Origin of the sequence: Chitinophaga sp. Cy-1792 (genome assembly GCF_011752935.1) — a bacterium.
Taxonomy (GTDB): domain Bacteria; phylum Bacteroidota; class Bacteroidia; order Chitinophagales; family Chitinophagaceae; genus Chitinophaga.
The window spans coordinates 1,990,344-2,007,082 of sequence record NZ_VWWO01000001.1 but is presented as its reverse complement, the minus strand read 5'-3'; the positions used below and the strand labels follow the sequence as shown (position 1 = coordinate 2,007,082).

The following is a 16,739-nucleotide window of genomic DNA, read 5'->3' as shown; positions in this document are numbered from 1 at the left end:
CGAAAAAACTGCAATGGCAATTAAGGGGAATAAAAAGAAAAAAAGAAATTTACAACAGCTCAGTCACAAGTATCGGCTGGTAATTATGAATGATGAGTCCTATGAAGAAGTTACATCATTCAAGTTGTCGAGAATGAGCGTTTATGTGGCGCTGAGTACCCTTTTTGTATTACTGGTAGCCATTACTGTTGCTACCATAGTATTTACGCCGTTGCGTTATTATATTCCCGGATATGGCGATCTAAAGCAGCGTAAGGAGTTTATACACCTTAAAATGCGTGCTGACTCCCTCGAATCCGCCGTAAATGCCCGTGGTAAATACCTGGATAACATCAAACAGGTACTCAACGGAGAATTTACCGGCAAAGTTGATACGACCGTAATCAAAGTGCCTAAAGTAGACAACAGCACTTACTGATAATTTTCAATTTTACAGAGCTAATTTGTTGATAGACAATACTGGAATAAATCAGTAATTGTCGAAATATTTAAATTATCTTACATCGTTTTAACTAACAAACCTGAAAAACCTGAAAACCTATGTTTAATAACAGTCAAAAATCAAAAGGTGACAAAGTGTCCATGTTACCTAGCTCAACCATCAACATTATAGGCAACGGTACGTCTATACAGGGAGATATTGTTTGCGAAGGAGATATTCGCATCGATGGACAGGTAAACGGTACCGTATCTACCAAAGCTAAAATCGTTGTAGGACCAGAAGGTGAGATCACCGGCGATTTAATCTGCCAGAGTGCTGACCTGCTGGGTAAAGTTACCGGTATTATCAGAGTGGAAGAGCTGCTGTTCCTGAAAGGAAACGCACTCGTTAAAGGAGACGTTTATACTGCTCATTTCGAAATGGAACCAACCGCCAAATTCAACGGTCGTTGCTACATGGACGATGAAAAGCCGGAAGAAACTCATAAAAATGGAAAATCAGCCCTCAAAGAAGCAGAACAAAACTGATAAAAACAGTTACAGTTCTATTGTACGCTATGCGGGACTAGCGTTCCAGATGATGGCCATACTGGGACTGGCGGTGTTTGCAGGATACAAGCTGGACCAAAAAATTGGCTGGCGGTTCCCGCTATTCCTCGTCATTTTTTCTTTACTGGGTTTAGCCATACTTTTGTGGCAAATTATTAAAGATACCCGCAAGTAATGAGCGACAGATTTTTTCTCAAATTAATTGCCGTATTTGTCATTCTGACCGGCATAATAGTAGCGTTCCAATCCAGGTTGGCATCAATCAATGCACACTTCAACGTGCTGCTTATTGGCAACCTGGGCATGGCGCTAATTACCCTTTTCTCCTACAGGATGAGCCGTAAAGGCCTTCAGTCAGCTAACAACAACGCCTTTGTCAGAGCCGTATATGGCTCCACACTCAGTAAGCTCATGCTTTGCCTGCTCGGTATTGCCGCTTATGTACTGACCTACAGACCCAACATCAGCAAGGCGACCATCTTTATCTTGTTAGGCTTCTACCTGATCTATTCAGTGTTTGAAACCATTAACCTTTTCAACAAACTCAAACAGCAGTCTAAATAGTGAAACAGGAGGCGCCTTTAAATGCTTTAGCGTCCTATCTGCCTGCCGGAACTTTTGAGCCGGTAATGGAATTTATCCGTTACCATAAGGTGCATCTTACCGTTACCCGCGAAAGAAAAAGTATCCTCGGCGACTACCGTCATCCGGACGGGCACGGGAAAGGACACCGGATCAGCATCAACGGATCGCTGAACAAGTATTCCTTTCTCATCACCCTGCTGCATGAACTGGCCCACCTGACCACCTTCAATAAATTCGGCAACCGTGTGCCCGCACACGGCAAAGAATGGAAAAGTGAATTTTCCGCTATACTGGCCGGTTTTGTTGGCAAAGACTATCTCCCCTCCGATGTAGAACTGGCCGTACGCCAAAGTATGGCCAATCCTGCCGCCAGCTCCTGTGCGGATGAAGATCTCCTGCGTGTACTTAACCGCTACGACCGCAAAAAGGAAAATCATTATTTCGTAGAGCAGTTGCCGTTACATCAGCTGTTCAGAACAAAAGACGGACGCATATTCCGCCGGGGTGAAAAAATCCGTAAACGTTATCGTTGTGAAGAAGTAGCCTCTAAAAGAATGTATCTGTTCAGCCCTGTTTACGAAGTAGAGATGGTAAATGAGGATTAGGTTGTAGAGAGATGTCCTCCTGTTATTTCTAAAAAAGTGTGCCACCGGATTGCGCGCAGTGGCACTTTATTATAACTATTTTACTTCCTGGTAATGCAGCTCCGGATAAGCCATCGCTTTACCTATCAGCTGTATCTGCAGTTGAATAATCTTCGCTTCTGCATCACTCTGTAACTTATCAGCATCATCGGTTGGCTTGTGATAATCGTCGTGACCGCCGGTATGGAAAAACATAACCGGCACCTGGTGCATGTAGAAGTTGTGATGGTCTGAAGCCCCCTTCCCTGCTGCATCTGTAAAGTATTTAATACCCGGCTGTGTAACATCTTTAAATACTGCCGGCCATTCTACCGCACTGCCAAAGCCACCGATACCGATACCTCGTTCCGGGTTATAACGCCCGATCATATCCATGTTCAGCATGAAATGTACGTTTGCCAAAGGCTGCAGCGGATTGGCAGTATAATATTTAGATCCCTGTAATCCCAGTTCTTCTCCGCCGAAGGCGATAAACAGGAAATTAAACGGTTCTTTGTCTTTGTTATTTACGTAATAATTGGCCAGTTCCAGGAGGCCTGCAACGCCGGATGCGTTGTCGTCTGCACCATTATGAATCTGTCCTATCGGGTATTTGCCATCAAATAATCCGGCTGTTCCAAGATGATCGTAGTGTGCACCGATGATAATCGTACGTGCGGCACCGTTATCCAGGAAGCCTAATACATTTCTGCTGGGAATATTTTTATGGGCATTTCTATCGAAGGTGAAATCCTGGTAATAGCTGCCGTTATTGACAGGTTTCAGTCCCAGTTTACGAAATTGCTTTGCTACATATTTACTGGCGGTAATACTGCCTTTTTCTGCCGTACCACGGCCTTTCAGTTTATCGCTGGCGAGATAGTTTACAATATGCTGAATTCTTTTTGCAGATGGTATGGTATCCTGTGCATGTACACTACATAACAATCCTGTTGCACATAAGCCGGTTAAAATAATTCTCTTCATTATGTTATTATCCTGATTATTCTGCAAGTATATCAATAAACGCAGAAGGCTCCCTGTTAAGGAAGCCTTCTGTTAAAAAATATGACTGAAATGTTCAGATTATATTATTTTCTACGCTGCTGCTGTTGCTGCTGCTGAATTTTCTGCATTTCTTCCAGCTTCTCCTGCCATTTGGATTTTTTGCTGGCAGAAGGTTTCTTTTTATTCTCCTGGATTTGTGCGTGGATCTTATCGTGGTTGATTACGAATTTCTGGATCACGAACTGGAGGATGATAGAAACCAGGTTAGACAGGAAGTAGTAGAATGTCAATGCTGCTGCTGTTCTGTTGAAGATACCGAGGAACATGATTGGCATAACGTACGGCATGTACTTCATGGCAGGGTTACTCTGATCAGCCATACCGCGGTTGTAGAACGCGAGCATGAAGCTGGTAGCAGTCATCAACAGGGTGAACAGACTCACGTGATCGCCATAGAATGGAATGTTCCATGGTAATTTAGCGATAGAATCGTAGGTAGACAGGTCGGTTGCCCACAGGAAGCTTTCCTGACGCAGCTCAATGCTGGACGGGAAGAAAGAGTACATCGCTACCAGGATAGGCAATTGCAGTAACATTGGTAAGCAACCACCGAGTGGGTTTACACCTGCACTTTTGAAGAGCTTCATCTGTTCAACACCGAAAGTCTGCTGGTCATCACCATATTTCGCTTTCAGTTCGTCGATTTCCGGTTTCAGCACTTTCATTTTAGCCTGGGAAACATAGCTCTGGTAAGTGAAAGGAGCAATGATCAGACGGATGAAGATGGTGAGCAGGATGATGATCAGGCCATAGTTACCGATAAATCCGCTGAGGAAGTTAAACACAGGGATGATCAGCCATTTGTTCACATATTTCACGAAAGCAAACATACCGGAACCGAGTGGAATGATTTTTTCCAGGCCCAGGTCGAAGGATTTCAGTGTTTTATAGTGGTTAGGACCGTAGTAGATTTCAATCGGGAAAGAGAAATCAGCGGCACGGTTGTAAGGAATTTGCAGTGTTGCGTACGTCTGACCAACGATGTTAGCGCTTTCAGGCACTTTAGTGGTAAAGTCGGCACTGAGGAAGTCAGTGTTTTTAGCCACCAGTGTAGTGTTGAAGAACTGTTGTTTTACAGAGATCCATTTCAGCTCTTTATCCAGTTTTTCATGTGGCGTACGTTGGAGCGTGAAGTAGTCATGTTTCTCGTTTTTGGTCATGTAGTGCACCTGGTTATTGAGGCGCTCGTTCTGCATATCCAGTTCCTGTTTGTCATTTTCGCTGTTCCATTGGAGGTTCAGGTAGTTCTGGTTGCCAGGGAGGATATTCTGGAAGCCGACAGCGTGGACGTTATAATCCACCATGTAGCTACCAGGTTTCAGGATGTACACGAATTCCAGGAAACCGCCGTTGGCGCTAGGGAGTCTGTAGGAAATAGACTGCTGATCGCCAGCCAGTTGCTGGGTTTGCGGTGCGTTGAAGAAAAGGTCAGCACTTTGCAGTACTTTGGTCGGACTGGCAGGTACTTCAACGGACAGGCGGTTGAAAGAGCCGCTGGCCAGCATTAAAGGTGCACCGTCGTGGGTTTTGAATTTCTTCAGCTGAACAGCGATAGGCTGTCCACCTTTATTAGAGAAGGTAATTTTTACAACATCGTTTTCCAGGATGGTAGTTTGTTCGGTACCAACAGCTGCTGCTGCGAATACGCCATATTCTCCTGAAAGCTGTGCCTGATGGGCTGAATCGAGTTGAGCACCAGCCAGGTTGGTCACTGTATCAACAGGAACCACTTTTGGCTTATTCAGTGCAGCGATGGAATCTTGCACGGCCTTTTCATGTGCGATTGTTTTCTGCTGGTTCTGGTTGTAAAATATATACACCACCAGCAGCACGCCTAATAACAAAAAGCCGATAACCGAATTTCTATCCATGAAATGCAATTAAAATTTAGGCAGCAAAGGTAATCCTTTTTCCATCAAAGCCCGCATCGGTTCCTGCCAGGGGATGTTTTTTTTATTAATTGATTATTAAAGATTTGTTAAATACAGGAAGATGCCGGAAAAACAAAAGCGCCGACAGTGACTGTCAGCGCTTTTATATATAATTAATTCTAAATAATAATGGTTATGCGGTCACTTCTTCGTTGTGTTTTGCTTTACCATTTTTGCTTTCCGCGTAGGTTTTAGCAGCTTTGATAAAGGAAACGAAGATAGGAGCCGGGCTTTCCACGGTACTTTTCAGTTCCGGATGGAACTGAGCACCAACGAAGAACGGATGGTTAGGCAGTTCTACCATTTCTACCAGGCCGGTATCCGGGTTTTTACCGGAAGGGATCATGCCGGCAGCTTCGAACTGGCTGAGGAATTCGTTATTGAATTCGTAGCGGTGACGGTGTCTTTCGCTGATCATGGTTTTACCATAGATTTCAGCGGCTTTAGAACCTTCCAGCAGTTCGCAGGCGTAGGCACCCAGACGCATGGTACCACCTTTTGCGGTGATTTTCTTCTGTTCTTCCATCAGGTTGATCACCGGATGAGCAGTATCAGGGTTCATTTCCACGGAATGGGCATCTTTCCAGCCGAGTACGTTACGTGCAAATTCCACCACGCTCATCTGCATACCGAGGCAGATACCGAAGAAAGGCAGTTTATTTTCGCGGGCATACTGAATAGCAGTGATTTTACCTTCAATACCACGATGACCGAAGCCAGGAGCCACGAGTAAACCATCGAGACCATTCAGTTTCTCACATACATTTTCAGGTGTGATATGCTCAGAGTGAATATTCTGAACGATCACTTTACACTCGTTCATGGAACCTGCGTGTATAAATGATTCCAGGATAGATTTATAAGCATCCTGTAATTCAACGTATTTACCTACCAGACCGATAGTTACTTTGGTCTTAGGATATTTCAGTTTATCCAGGAATTCGCGCCATTTGATCAGTTCCGGTTCTTTTTCGATAGGCAGACCCAGGCGTTTCAGTACAGAAACGTCCAGTTTTTCGCGCATCATTTCCAGCGGAACTTCATAAATAGTAGGACAGTCATTTGCTTCGATGACTGCATCCACCTGTACATTACAGAAGAGGGCGATTTTCTTTTTCAGATCGCGGTACATTGGCTCTTCGGTACGACAAACGATGATATCCGGATGTACGCCGTATTCGCTCAGGAGACGAACGGAGTGCTGAGTAGGCTTGGTTTTAAGCTCTTTTGCAGCTTTCAGGTAAGGGATCAGTGTCAGGTGAACTACCAGACAATCTTCTTCACCCAGTTCCCATTGGAGCTGACGAACTGCCTCAATATAAGGGAGTGATTCGATATCACCCACTGTACCACCCAGCTCGGTGATAACGATATCATATTTACCGTCTTTTCCGAGCAGGAGGATACGACGTTTGATTTCGTCGGTGATGTGTGGGATTACCTGAACGGTTTTACCGAGGTAAGCACCTTCTCTCTCCTTATTAATAACTGTCTGATATATACGGCCGGTGGTTACGTTGTTAGCCTGAGACGTTGGCGTATTCAGGAAACGTTCGTAGTGGCCAAGATCGAGATCTGTTTCGGCGCCATCTTCTGTTACATAACATTCCCCGTGCTCATAAGGGTTTAATGTTCCCGGATCCACATTGATATATGGATCGAACTTCTGAATAGTCACTCTAAAGCCGCGTGCCTGCAATAGTTTAGCCAGCGAGGCGGCTATAATTCCTTTACCCAAAGAGGAAGTAACACCTCCCGTTACGAAGATATATTTTGCCATAAAAACTAAAATTCTGCTAAGAATACTTGACCTATTAAGGGGGAAGTGCCGGACTGCTTTTGGTGTATTACCTGTCAAGTAAACTACTTCCGAAGGTCATGCAAAGTTACACAAATTTGCGTCGCGCCCAAGTTTTTATACACAGAACATTCTTAACGGCTCGTTAAAACGGCGCAGAGCCGCCACAGCGAACGCCTGCTGGCAGCGAATTTCATCTGATTTTGAAATTCACAAAAATTCTCCCTTCAATCGTCCTATATCATTCAATATCCTGGTCAAAACAATGGTTTCTCACAACTGTTTATCATCTTACAGTAAACAAATTTCAATTTCTCTATCAAAATAAAATACTATTCTTTTTAATGCGTGCATCCTCGTATACATTTATTGTAAATTTGCGTCCGAAATACATAAAAGATGACATTAACGCCTAAAAGAGCGCAGGATTCATTAATACAAATGACGGAACTGGTGCTTCCCAACGATACCAATACTTTCGGTAACCTGATGGGTGGCCGCCTGATGTACTGGATGGACATCGCAGCAGCGCTGTCCTGTATGAAACACTGCGCTGCGCCCGTTGTTACGGCCTCAGTTGACAATATTTCATTCATGAACCCTATTAAATTAGGTAACGTCGTTCATATTGAAGCCAAGGTTACCCGCGCTTTCAATACTTCCATGGAAGTACACATGAGAGTTTGGGGAGAAGATCCTGTTCAGCAATATCGCTATAAATCAAATGAAGCTTTCATGACATTTGTAGCACTGGACCCTAACGGAAATTCCAGACCTGTGCCTGCAATTACTGTAGATACAGAAGAAGAAATTAAATTATATGAAGGCGCCCTCCGCCGCAGACAGCTTCGTTTGATCCTTGGTGGTAAAATGAAGCCTGAAGATGCTGACGAACTGAAAGCATTATTCAATATATAAGGTGATTATCTAACGTTCATGCATAAACGCTAATGAACGGATCATGCAGGAAGGATTGCAAATAATAATATCCAATAAAGGAAAAGACGGCTCAAAAATGGCTATCAGCTTACTTTTGAGCCGTCTTTCTGTTATCTGTCGCCCTCAAACTCAGCATAAAACTGATCGAGGTATTGCTCCATAAACGCATGGCGCTGCTGCGCCAGTTGCTTACCGGTAGCGGTATTCATCTTATCTTTCAACAATAATAATTTCTCGTAGAAATGATTAATGGTAGGGGCAGTATTATGTTTATAATCTTCCTTACTTCTGTTTAATACCGGCGCGATCTCCGGGTCATACAGGGCCCTGTTTTTAAACCCGCCGTAATTAAAAGCCCTGGCAATACCGATGGCCCCGATGGCATCCAGCCTGTCGGCATCCTGCACCACACCCAGCTCCGGCGAATAAAAACCATTTTCGTTATGTCCGCCTTTAAAGGAAATATAGCGTACAATGTTTTCCACATGTGTAATCACCTCTTCCGGCAGCCCGAGGGAACGCATAAACGCTACCGCTTTCGCCGGTCCTACTTCTTCATCGCCGCCGTTGAACTTGGAATCGGCGATATCATGCAATAACGCGCCCAGCTCCACAACCAGCATATTTACATTTTCACTTTTTGAAATATGTTTAGCTTGTTTCCACACCCGGTAAATATGCCACCAGTCGTGTCCACCTTCTGCTTCGGCCAGTTCCTGGCGTACATATGCCACTGTTTTATCGATTATCTGCTGTTGTCCTTCCATAGCGCTAAAGATAGGAAGTTTACTTTTTTTACATATATTTGGGGCTGTATTTATTGCCAACACCTACCGGAAACATCCCAGAAAAACGTGTGATTGCCCCTATACCGGCAGGTTTGATAGTTTTAACCTTCCTGATGTTCTACCGCATTTAACCGATTACATTTTTTTGATAATTGTATAATGTGATTCATGAAAAAATATCTGCCCTTTACCATTGTGTTATCAGTATTACTGATAATTGTTGCTGTACTGGAATTTCTCGCCTTGAGAAAAAATAACGGTATTATCAGCTATCCCCTCGACGACGCTTTTATCCACATGGCAGTAGCCAAAAATGTGGCCGTACATCATGTATGGGGGCTCTCCCCATCAGAATGGGTATCTTCCTCTTCTTCGCTGCTGTACACGATATTATTAAGTCTCTGCTTTAAAATTTTCGGCGTGGCGCCCTGGTGGCCACTGGTCATCTGTGCCGCCGGCTCTATCCTGCTCCTCTGGGAAATGCAGCGCGAACTGGCTAAATATTCAGGGCTCAGCACACAAAGGCAGACCTTCGGTATGTTGCTGACTATGTTCATAGCACCATTGCCGTTTATGACGATATTAGGCATGGAGCATACCGTGCAAATGGCCCTGACACTCATATTCACACATCGTTGTGTATCAAGGCTGATGGATGATAAATATAGTCTGGGCGATTGGATCATCCCTTCCCTGTGGGGTTTCCTGATGGTAGCCTGCCGCTACGAGAACGCCTATACGGTGTTGGGCGTATGCCTGATCCTCGCATTCAAACGTAAAATTTTTGCCGGCGGTATGTTGGGACTGATCGCTATCTCACCGGTAATCATCTTTGGGTTATATATGCAGAGCAAAGGCGGTTATTTTCTCCCTAACTCCTTATTACTCAAAGGTAAATTACAGGTTATAGGCTTACTGAATGATACTAAATCCTTCCTGGAACTTACCAGCGTCATGAGTGGCATCTTCGTTATTGTGGTGCTGGTACTGGCCGATAAATTCCGCAGAAAGGAATATGACCGCGAGTTCTGGGCCTTTATCATCTTTACTTTCAGCGCCACCATGCACTCCTTTACTGCTGCTGCCGGCTACCTGTACCGCTACGAAGCTTACCTGGTTGTACTTGGCTTCTTCCATCTTACCATCGTTTTCCTGAAATGGTACACACCTGCCAAAATCAAACAGACACATACCTGGGCCTATGCCTTTGTATTTGGCATCTTCCTGTTTAACCTGGTACCAAGGGCTGTAAATTCCTTCCCGCACGCGATCCGTTGCAGCGGCAATATCTACGACCAGCAATACCAGATGGCCCTGTTCGTGAAGCAATATTACAACGGCAGCACCGTGGCCGCCAACGACGTAGGAGCCATCAGCTTCCTCGGCGATATTACCATGCTGGACCTCTGGGGGCTCGGTAATAACGAAGTGGCCAAAGCCAAGATGAACAAAACATATAATTCTGCCTACCTCCAGAACCTCGTCACCAGACACAATGCTAAAGTGGCGATCATCTATGATAAATGGTTTGAACCGGATTTATCTACCCACTGGTATAAAATTGCTACCTGGGAAGTACCCAATAACTATATCTGTGCGGAACCAATAGTGAGCTTTTACGCCACCGTACCGGAAACGGCAGATGGTATGCTCACCCACCTGAAAGAATTCGAATCCAGGCTGCCACAAGGCGTTAAAGTGGAATACTACTATAAACCGGGCAGTATCAACAACAGTAATACGGTACTGGCTACCAACTGATCCGGCAACCTTTTGGCGACTTTGCGGGTTATTAGAATATGATACAGATCAAACGTGTTTATATGCAATACAGCAAAGAGGATGGTTACCGTATCCTGGTAGACCGCCTCTGGCCAAGGGGTTTATCGAAAGATAAAGCCCACGTAGACGAATGGTTGAAAGATATCGCGCCTACCGACGAACTACGGAAATGGTTTAATCATGAACCAGAGAAATACCCGGAATTCAGGAAAAAGTATGAACATGAATTGCAGGATCATAAAGCACTGCTGGAAGAGATAAGTAAGAAGGCAGCACATGAGCGTGTTACCCTGGTTTATGGTGCGAAAGATGAGGAACATAACCAGGCAGTGGTGCTGGCGGAGGTACTAAATAGAAAACATCATTAAATAAAAAAGGCCTGCTCACGCAGGCCAAAACCATACAAAAAAAGAAGCTGTCTCAAAATGTTTCATCAATAATCATCTGCAATTGATTCGCAAATGATACCTTCGGTATCATTTGGTTTGGTTCCGCGCTCCGCGCGGTGGGCCGCCGCCCACAACCAATTTTTGAGATAGCTTCTATTCTATTTCTTTGGTGGCAGGATCTACCAATACATCTGTCAGACTGTTCAGTTTTTTCACTTTCGCCGCGAAATCGCCTTTCAGCTTATCACGGATAATATGCAACTTATTAAGTACTTCATCTAATGTATCGGGTATGGCTTCCTGCAATACCTGTTTTAATCTTTTGGCTACCGTAGGGGATTTCCCATTGGTAGATATAGCCAGTTTCAGATTGCCTTTCTGTACAATTGAACCCAGATAGAAGTCGCAGAGCTCAGGTGTATCTGCCACATTTATCAGGACTTTGCTTCCCTTTGCTTTTTCCCAGACACACAGGTTCAGCTCCTTATCATTGGTAGCAGCTATTACCAGGTCTTTTCCCAGCAGATCGCCGCAGGAAAAGGCTTTTTGTATCAGGGTTACATTCCCGAACTGTTTCGCCAGTGTCTGCAACTCAGGCAGGAAGCTCAGCGACACCACCGTAATATTGGCTGCCGGCGAGTTTTGCACCATTGCATTCACTTTTTCGAGCCCTACATTTCCACCACCAACTACCAGCACCTGGAGTCGGTTCAGTTTGAAGAATACGGGAAACAAATGATTTTCTTCCATTATACTGCAATTTTAAGTCCTTCTGCTACTTTCGTCTGCAGTGCCTGGAACGCTTCGTGGAAGCGAACCACCTCACCTATCACGATAATAGCCGGGTTGTGCAGCTGATGTTTTTCGGCGATCAGCGGCAGTTCTGCCGCATTGCCTACACCAATCTGCTGGTCGGGCATGGTACCGTTCTGGATGATGGCTGCAGGAATATCTCCTTTACCCGCCGCGGTGTACAGTTCAGCTATTTCCGGCAGTTTAGACATACCCATGAGAATGACAACTGTGGTGTTAGCAGCGATAGCATGTTCCAAATCGCGGGATAATTGTCCGGACCTCGTCTGGCCTGTAATTACCCAGAATCCTTCGCTTACATTTCTTGCGGTAACAGGTATCTGGTTCATACCTGGTACCGCAATGGCACTCGTTATTCCCGGGATCACTTCAGTAGCGATACCGAACTGCTGTGCATAGGCGATTTCTTCAGAACCTCTGCCAAACACAAAGGAGTCGCCGCCTTTGAGTCGTACCACACTACCATAAGCCAGTGCATATTTTACAATCATGCGGTTGATTTCTTCCTGCGGATATACATGCATCCCCGCTCGTTTTCCTACGAACCTGCACAGGCAGTTGGCAGGTGCGTGTTCCAGCAATTCATTATTAGAGAGTGCATCATAGAGTATCACCCTTGCATTTTGAATTGCCTTCAGGCCCTTTACGGTGATCAGTTCTGGATCACCAGGTCCGGCGCCAACGAGGGTGAGTTTCGGTTGTATATGCTGCATGAGTTGTAAGATTTAGAAAGATAATAAAATTTGATTTCCGTGCACAGCAGTGATTATGCCTGTACTGTTGCTGCTTTCTGTACGCGGAAAGTCTGTGCCGCATTGTAAAAATCCTGCGCCTGTTTGAAATATGCTTTACCAAACGCTTCACCAGGTTGATTTTCATTGATCTGTAACACCAGTGATCTGAAATCCTTTTCGAAGCTGAACAGGCCGGTAGCTACGAAAGTTTTATCGAAGTCGTTGATGATACCGGTTTGTGTATTACATGCAACGCCTTCTCCGAGGAGCAGTGCTTTTGCAGTTTGTACAAAGGAAGAATAAGCCTGGTAGATGCCATCCGCGTATTGATTATTAGCGAATGATTCTGCTGTCAGGTCCAGTTTTTCTTCTGCTTCCAGGAGCAGAGTAGCTACCAGGTCGATCACTACGCCGGCACATTCGCCTACGCCGATAGCAGTAGCAAATTGCTGTGCCTGGCCCCAGTCGATGAAAGATTCATCTGTCAGGGTGGTGAGGTCTGCAAGTGGTTTCAGTAATTCGTAGAAATATTTTTCACCCTGACGATCGTAGTACTGGTTGAACAGTTCGTGTTCCTGGCCATTGATTTCGTAGTCATGGAGGAGGGTACGTAGTACATCTGGTCCGCGGCGGCTTGGAACTTTAATCACCTTATCGGCTACACGACCTTCGCCGTCGCCTACGATACCGCCACCGAGCAGTACCTGCAGGGCAGGTAATGTTTTACCACCACTCTTCAGGGAAGAGCCATGGAAGCCGATGCTCGCGATACCATGCTGACCGCAGGAGTTCATACAACCGCTGATCTTGATTTTAATATCCTTGTTATATACCAAATCAGGGAATTCAGCCGCAATTACATCTTCCAGTGCCTTGGAAATACCGGTGCTGCTGGAGATAGCCAGGTTGCAGGTATCTGTACCGGGGCAGGCCGTGATATCTGCAATACTGTCGAAGCCCGGGTTACCAAAGCCTTCTGCTTCCAGCACGCTGTAAACATAAGGAAGATGAACAGGCAGAATATATTTCAGTAATAATCCCTGGTTGGCGGTTACACGCACATCGTCTGCTACAACAGGACGGAGTGCTTCAATCAGTTTACGGCTGGTTACAGAAGAGATATCACCTAATGGCACTTTGATATAGGCGCCATAGTAACCTTTCTGTTTCTGCTCAAAAACGTTGGTAGCTTTCCAGGCTTCGAATTGTTTGGGGTCTTTAATGGTAAAGGCCGGAACAGTACCAACTACTGGCGGAACTGTTTGCTGATAGGCGTTATAGTCAACTTTGAAAGTCTTGTTTTTTATCGCTGCGTGCTCTTCTTTTACCAGGCGGTCAAACTCTTCCCATCCCAGTTTCTGTACCAGGAATTTCATTCTGGCTTTGTGTCTGCTGGTTCTTTCGCCATAGCGGTCAAATACGCGCAGTACGTTTTCGATGTAAGGGATCAGCTGATCTTCTTCCAGGAATTCGAATGCCACTTTAGCCAGGAAAGGCTGTGCGCCGAGGCCGCCGCCTACCAGTACTTTGAAACCACGTACCAGCTGGCCGTTTACCTCTTTCACTTTAGGTATCATGCCGAAATCGTGCATGAATGTCCAGGCAGTGTCCTTGTCGGAAGAAGAGAAGGCGATTTTAATTTTGCGGCCCATATCCTGACAGATAGGGTTACGCAGGAAGTAGCGGAATGCTGCATCTGCATAAGGAGTTATATCAAACGGCTCATTAGGATCGATGCCGGCTTTGTCAGAAGCAGTGATGTTACGTACCGTGTTGCCGCAGGCTTCACGGATGGTGATATCGTCGAGGTCGAGTTTAGACCATAGTTCAGGTGTTCTGTCCAGGCTCACAAAGTGGATCTGTACGTCTTGTCGGGTGGTCAGGTGAAGATTACCGGTAGCGTATTCATCGGAAACTTCGGTGATACGGTGCCATTGCTTTAGGGTCATTTTACCATAGGGCAATTTGATACGCACCATCTGAACACCAGGCTGGCGCTGGCCATAGACGCCACGTGCCAGGCGGAGGCTGCGGAATTTCTCATCCGGGATCTGTCCTTCACGGTACAAACGGATTTTTTTCTCCAGCTCAATAATATCACGTTCTACGATGGGATTTTCGAGTTCTGTTCTGAAGCTTTGCATATAAAATACTTTTCTGTGGTGGATTTGCAGTTTTTCGTTCTACGGGGATCGCTATCAAATCAAAAAGCCCCCGGTAAGATTCTCCGGAGGCTCTTTTTATGTATAATCAGATTGATAATCAGGCTATATCATAATACACACGCCTCCTGGGTTATTGACATACAACAACACACGATAAAACTCATCTTTTGTCCTTTACCCATATTCCCTATAATTTTAGTAGAGTAATACAAAGATATAAGTCCGGGGCATGATTCCAAAACTTTTTTTCATAAAAAAACAGGCCCTTGGTTAGATAAAATTCAATGGCAAAAAGGGCTGACTGCGGGATTTTTTCTGGCATGGGCATCGTGTGTATGCTTCAAACCCTTTACCGGCCGCCATTCCCATCTTATTAACGCTTTAATTCTCCTGCGGAAAGGATGGAAAGCCTATAATTTAATATTATGGCTGATAACTTATTGTTATGGGTTAACATTATGATGATGGTGGTATATCCAGCGGATAAGTTTGAATTTAATAACTTTGCGGCGCAAAACAGGCATTATGATCAACACGGTAATATTTGATATGGATGGGCTGCTGGTAGACTCAGAACCACTCTGGGGGCTGGCCATGCAGGAAGTATTCAACACAGTAGGCGTAACGCTCACACCGGACCTCTGGCATAAAACCACCGGCCTGCGCACCAAAGAAGTAGTCAGCTACTGGCATCACCATTTTCAATGGACAGCAAAAAGTGAAGAGCAGGTGACAGATGAGATCATATCTACCGTTATACGGATGATTATCGCGGAAGGCAGGTCTATGGAAGGATTACATTATATCCTTGATTTCTTTAAAGAAAGACAATTCAAAATAGGGCTGGCCTCTTCTTCACCTAAAAGACTGATTGATGCCGTAGTAGACAATCTGGGTATCAGTCCCTATTTCCAGGCAGTAGCATCTGCAGAGTTTGAAGACTATGGCAAACCGCATCCGGCAGTATACCTGGCCTGTGCAAAAGCGCTGGGCAGTATGCCACTGGAATGTATCGCCTTTGAAGACAGTATTACCGGCATGACGGCAGCCAAAGCTGCCCGTATGACAACTGTAGTAGTACCGGAAGCACACAACCGCCAGGACCCGCGTTATGCGCTGGCGAATTTGAAATTGAATTCCCTGCTGGAATTTAATGATGCCAGTTTATTAGCCATTCAGGCATTAAAATAAAACCAAAAAGCGCAGTGCCCCCGGCATTGCGCTTTTTGGTTGTGGCCTCACCAATGGCGCGGCCACAACTCCCCAGACAAAAATGACTCTTATGAAAATTGTAGACCTCTCCAAAACGATTGCTTATAACAAGCAAGACCCCTGGTTTATGCGTATCAAAATCAAGCATAAGTCGCACCGCAAAAGCAAAGGACTGATCCGTTTCTTTATTGGACTACCGGCTAAGCTCTTCCCGCAAGGATTTGAGGGCTGGGCAGATGATAAAATTATGGGCATGGGCGTACACGCAGCCACACATATAGATGCGCCCTGGCATTACTCCCCTACCGTAAATGGCGAACCCGCCAAAACCATAGATGAAATTCCGCTGGAATGGTGTTATGGTGATGGCGTGGTGCTGGATATGACCCATAAGCAAGACCTTGAAGAGATTACCGTAGCGGATATTCAGGCAGATATTGCGAAAACAGGCGTAGTAATTAAACCGGGCACTATTGTGCTTATTCGTACCGGCAGGGATCAGTATATTGGTACTAAAGAATACCCGATGCGTGGTACCGGCATGAGTGCCGAAGCAACCCACTGGCTGATAGATCAGGGCGTGAAAGTGATGGGCATTGACCAGTGGGGGTTTGATTTGCCATTGAAATATATGGCCGAAAATGCCAGAAAACAGGGGAAAAAGGACTATTTCTGGCAGGCACACCTCGTGGGACAGCAGAAGGAATACTGCCACATGGAGCAGCTGGTAAACCTCGGCGCCTTACCGCCTTCCGGCTTTAAGGTGAGTGTGTTTCCGTTGAAGATCAAAGGAGCGAGTGCCGCGCCGGCGAGAGTAGTGGCGATATTTGAGTAGATTTTTACCCGAAAGCCCGGCTATGCCGGGCGCTCAACCCGAAAATAACAAGCAAACGAAAAAGCCCGTCTCTACAAGTAGAGACGG

The 16,739-nt window shown here is 45.4% G+C and carries 17 protein-coding genes; 10 read left to right on the top strand and 7 right to left on the bottom strand.

Features of this window, described 5'->3' with window-relative positions:
* The first annotated feature begins 13 nt into the window (after positions 1–13).
* From F3J22_RS08230 to F3J22_RS08210, 5 genes are all read left to right on the top strand, one after another.
* Positions 14–418, top strand: a complete 405-nt coding sequence (locus tag F3J22_RS08230) for a hypothetical protein (protein WP_167016052.1) — start codon at positions 14–16, stop codon at positions 416–418.
* 164 nt (positions 419–582) lie between these two features.
* Positions 583–969, top strand: a complete 387-nt coding sequence (locus tag F3J22_RS08225; RefSeq protein WP_167016050.1) for a polymer-forming cytoskeletal protein — start codon at positions 583–585, stop codon at positions 967–969.
* Entirely contained in the window at positions 932–1,165 is a 234-nt protein-coding gene (locus F3J22_RS08220) for an AtpZ/AtpI family protein (RefSeq protein WP_205195162.1), read from the top strand. Before F3J22_RS08225 ends, F3J22_RS08220 begins: the two co-directional genes overlap by 38 nt.
* Positions 1,165–1,554, top strand: coding sequence for a hypothetical protein (locus F3J22_RS08215; RefSeq protein WP_167016046.1), 390 nt, complete (start codon positions 1,165–1,167; stop codon positions 1,552–1,554). The genes F3J22_RS08220 and F3J22_RS08215 overlap by 1 nt, the downstream gene beginning before the upstream one ends.
* Positions 1,554–2,180: a SprT-like domain-containing protein gene (locus F3J22_RS08210; RefSeq protein WP_167016045.1), complete on the top strand. Its 627-nt coding sequence runs from the start codon at positions 1,554–1,556 to the stop codon at positions 2,178–2,180. The genes F3J22_RS08215 and F3J22_RS08210 overlap by 1 nt, the downstream gene beginning before the upstream one ends.
* Positions 2,181–2,255: 75 nt before the next feature.
* Here F3J22_RS08210 and F3J22_RS08205 read toward each other — a convergent pair whose 3' ends face one another.
* The 3 genes from F3J22_RS08205 to F3J22_RS08195 form a co-directional block, all read right to left on the bottom strand.
* Positions 2,256–3,185, bottom strand: coding sequence for a M20/M25/M40 family metallo-hydrolase (locus tag F3J22_RS08205; RefSeq protein ID WP_167016043.1), 930 nt, complete (start codon positions 3,183–3,185; stop codon positions 2,256–2,258).
* Positions 3,186–3,289: 104 nt separating this feature from the next.
* On the bottom strand, positions 3,290–5,137 hold the full coding sequence (gene yidC / locus F3J22_RS08200) for a membrane protein insertase YidC (RefSeq protein ID WP_167016041.1): 1,848 nt from the start codon (positions 5,135–5,137) through the stop codon (positions 3,290–3,292).
* 193 nt (positions 5,138–5,330) lie between these two features.
* Positions 5,331–6,977: a CTP synthase gene (locus F3J22_RS08195; protein ID WP_167016039.1), complete on the bottom strand. Its 1,647-nt coding sequence runs from the start codon at positions 6,975–6,977 to the stop codon at positions 5,331–5,333.
* 417 nt (positions 6,978–7,394) lie between these two features.
* Here F3J22_RS08195 and F3J22_RS08190 point away from each other — a divergent pair, with 417 nt between their 5' ends.
* Positions 7,395–7,913 carry an acyl-CoA thioesterase gene (locus F3J22_RS08190; RefSeq protein WP_167016037.1) on the top strand — a complete coding sequence of 173 codons (519 nt, stop codon included), beginning with the start codon at positions 7,395–7,397 and terminating at the stop codon, positions 7,911–7,913.
* A 131-nt stretch (positions 7,914–8,044) separates the two neighbouring features.
* Here F3J22_RS08190 and F3J22_RS08185 read toward each other — a convergent pair whose 3' ends face one another.
* Entirely contained in the window at positions 8,045–8,701 is a 657-nt protein-coding gene (locus F3J22_RS08185; protein ID WP_167016036.1) for an HD domain-containing protein, read from the bottom strand.
* A 189-nt stretch (positions 8,702–8,890) separates the two neighbouring features.
* Between F3J22_RS08185 and F3J22_RS08180 the strand changes: the two genes are divergently transcribed.
* Together F3J22_RS08180 and F3J22_RS08175 are read left to right on the top strand one after the other, a co-directional pair.
* Complete coding sequence (locus F3J22_RS08180; RefSeq protein ID WP_167016035.1) at positions 8,891–10,483, top strand: hypothetical protein; 1,593 nt, start codon at positions 8,891–8,893, stop codon at positions 10,481–10,483.
* A 38-nt stretch (positions 10,484–10,521) separates the two neighbouring features.
* The gene (locus tag F3J22_RS08175) at positions 10,522–10,872 is read left to right on the top strand and encodes a DUF488 domain-containing protein (protein WP_167016034.1); all 351 of its coding nucleotides are present in this window, start codon (positions 10,522–10,524) and stop codon (positions 10,870–10,872) included.
* Between the two features lie 174 nt (positions 10,873–11,046).
* Here F3J22_RS08175 and F3J22_RS08170 read toward each other — a convergent pair whose 3' ends face one another.
* The 3 genes from F3J22_RS08170 to F3J22_RS08160 are packed head-to-tail and all read right to left on the bottom strand — an operon-like array spanning position 11,047 to position 14,584.
* Positions 11,047–11,643, bottom strand: a complete 597-nt coding sequence (locus tag F3J22_RS08170; protein WP_167016033.1) for a bifunctional precorrin-2 dehydrogenase/sirohydrochlorin ferrochelatase — start codon at positions 11,641–11,643, stop codon at positions 11,047–11,049.
* Positions 11,643–12,419 carry a uroporphyrinogen-III C-methyltransferase gene (gene cobA / locus F3J22_RS08165; RefSeq protein ID WP_167016032.1) on the bottom strand — a complete coding sequence of 259 codons (777 nt, stop codon included), beginning with the start codon at positions 12,417–12,419 and terminating at the stop codon, positions 11,643–11,645. Before cobA ends, F3J22_RS08170 begins: the two co-directional genes overlap by 1 nt.
* 53 nt (positions 12,420–12,472) lie before the next feature.
* Positions 12,473–14,584, bottom strand: a complete 2,112-nt coding sequence (locus F3J22_RS08160) for a nitrite reductase (protein ID WP_167016030.1) — start codon at positions 14,582–14,584, stop codon at positions 12,473–12,475.
* 546 nt (positions 14,585–15,130) lie between these two features.
* Between F3J22_RS08160 and hxpB the strand changes: the two genes are divergently transcribed.
* Both hxpB and F3J22_RS08150 read left to right on the top strand, forming a co-directional pair.
* Positions 15,131–15,796, top strand: coding sequence for a hexitol phosphatase HxpB (gene hxpB / locus F3J22_RS08155; RefSeq protein ID WP_167016028.1), 666 nt, complete (start codon positions 15,131–15,133; stop codon positions 15,794–15,796).
* Positions 15,797–15,887: 91 nt separating this feature from the next.
* A complete protein-coding gene (locus F3J22_RS08150) occupies positions 15,888–16,652 on the top strand; it encodes a cyclase family protein (protein ID WP_167016026.1) in 765 nt (254 codons plus the stop codon).
* Positions 16,653–16,739: the final 87 nt, after the last annotated feature.

What these genes read in the sequence shown, in the direction of transcription:
- F3J22_RS08195 (WP_167016039.1), bottom strand. Translation starts at nt 6,977, where the DNA reads ATGGCAAAATATATCTTCGTAACGGGAGGTGTTACTTCCTCTTTGGGT.
- F3J22_RS08175 (WP_167016034.1), top strand. Translation starts at nt 10,522, where the DNA reads ATGATACAGATCAAACGTGTTTATATGCAATACAGCAAAGAGGATGGT.
- hxpB (WP_167016028.1), top strand. Translation starts at nt 15,131, where the DNA reads ATGATCAACACGGTAATATTTGATATGGATGGGCTGCTGGTAGACTCA.
- cobA (WP_167016032.1), bottom strand. Translation starts at nt 12,419, where the DNA reads ATGCAGCATATACAACCGAAACTCACCCTCGTTGGCGCCGGACCTGGT.
- F3J22_RS08180 (WP_167016035.1), top strand. Translation starts at nt 8,891, where the DNA reads ATGAAAAAATATCTGCCCTTTACCATTGTGTTATCAGTATTACTGATA.
- F3J22_RS08160 (WP_167016030.1), bottom strand. Translation starts at nt 14,584, where the DNA reads ATGCAAAGCTTCAGAACAGAACTCGAAAATCCCATCGTAGAACGTGAT.
- F3J22_RS08205 (WP_167016043.1), bottom strand. Translation starts at nt 3,185, where the DNA reads ATGAAGAGAATTATTTTAACCGGCTTATGTGCAACAGGATTGTTATGT.
- F3J22_RS08150 (WP_167016026.1), top strand. Translation starts at nt 15,888, where the DNA reads ATGAAAATTGTAGACCTCTCCAAAACGATTGCTTATAACAAGCAAGAC.
- F3J22_RS08225 (WP_167016050.1), top strand. Translation starts at nt 583, where the DNA reads ATGTTACCTAGCTCAACCATCAACATTATAGGCAACGGTACGTCTATA.
- F3J22_RS08230 (WP_167016052.1), top strand. Translation starts at nt 14, where the DNA reads ATGGCAATTAAGGGGAATAAAAAGAAAAAAAGAAATTTACAACAGCTC.
- F3J22_RS08190 (WP_167016037.1), top strand. Translation starts at nt 7,395, where the DNA reads ATGACATTAACGCCTAAAAGAGCGCAGGATTCATTAATACAAATGACG.
- F3J22_RS08215 (WP_167016046.1), top strand. Translation starts at nt 1,165, where the DNA reads ATGAGCGACAGATTTTTTCTCAAATTAATTGCCGTATTTGTCATTCTG.
- F3J22_RS08185 (WP_167016036.1), bottom strand. Translation starts at nt 8,701, where the DNA reads ATGGAAGGACAACAGCAGATAATCGATAAAACAGTGGCATATGTACGC.
- yidC (WP_167016041.1), bottom strand. Translation starts at nt 5,137, where the DNA reads ATGGATAGAAATTCGGTTATCGGCTTTTTGTTATTAGGCGTGCTGCTG.
- F3J22_RS08220 (WP_205195162.1), top strand. Translation starts at nt 932, where the DNA reads ATGGAAAATCAGCCCTCAAAGAAGCAGAACAAAACTGATAAAAACAGT.
- F3J22_RS08170 (WP_167016033.1), bottom strand. Translation starts at nt 11,643, where the DNA reads ATGGAAGAAAATCATTTGTTTCCCGTATTCTTCAAACTGAACCGACTC.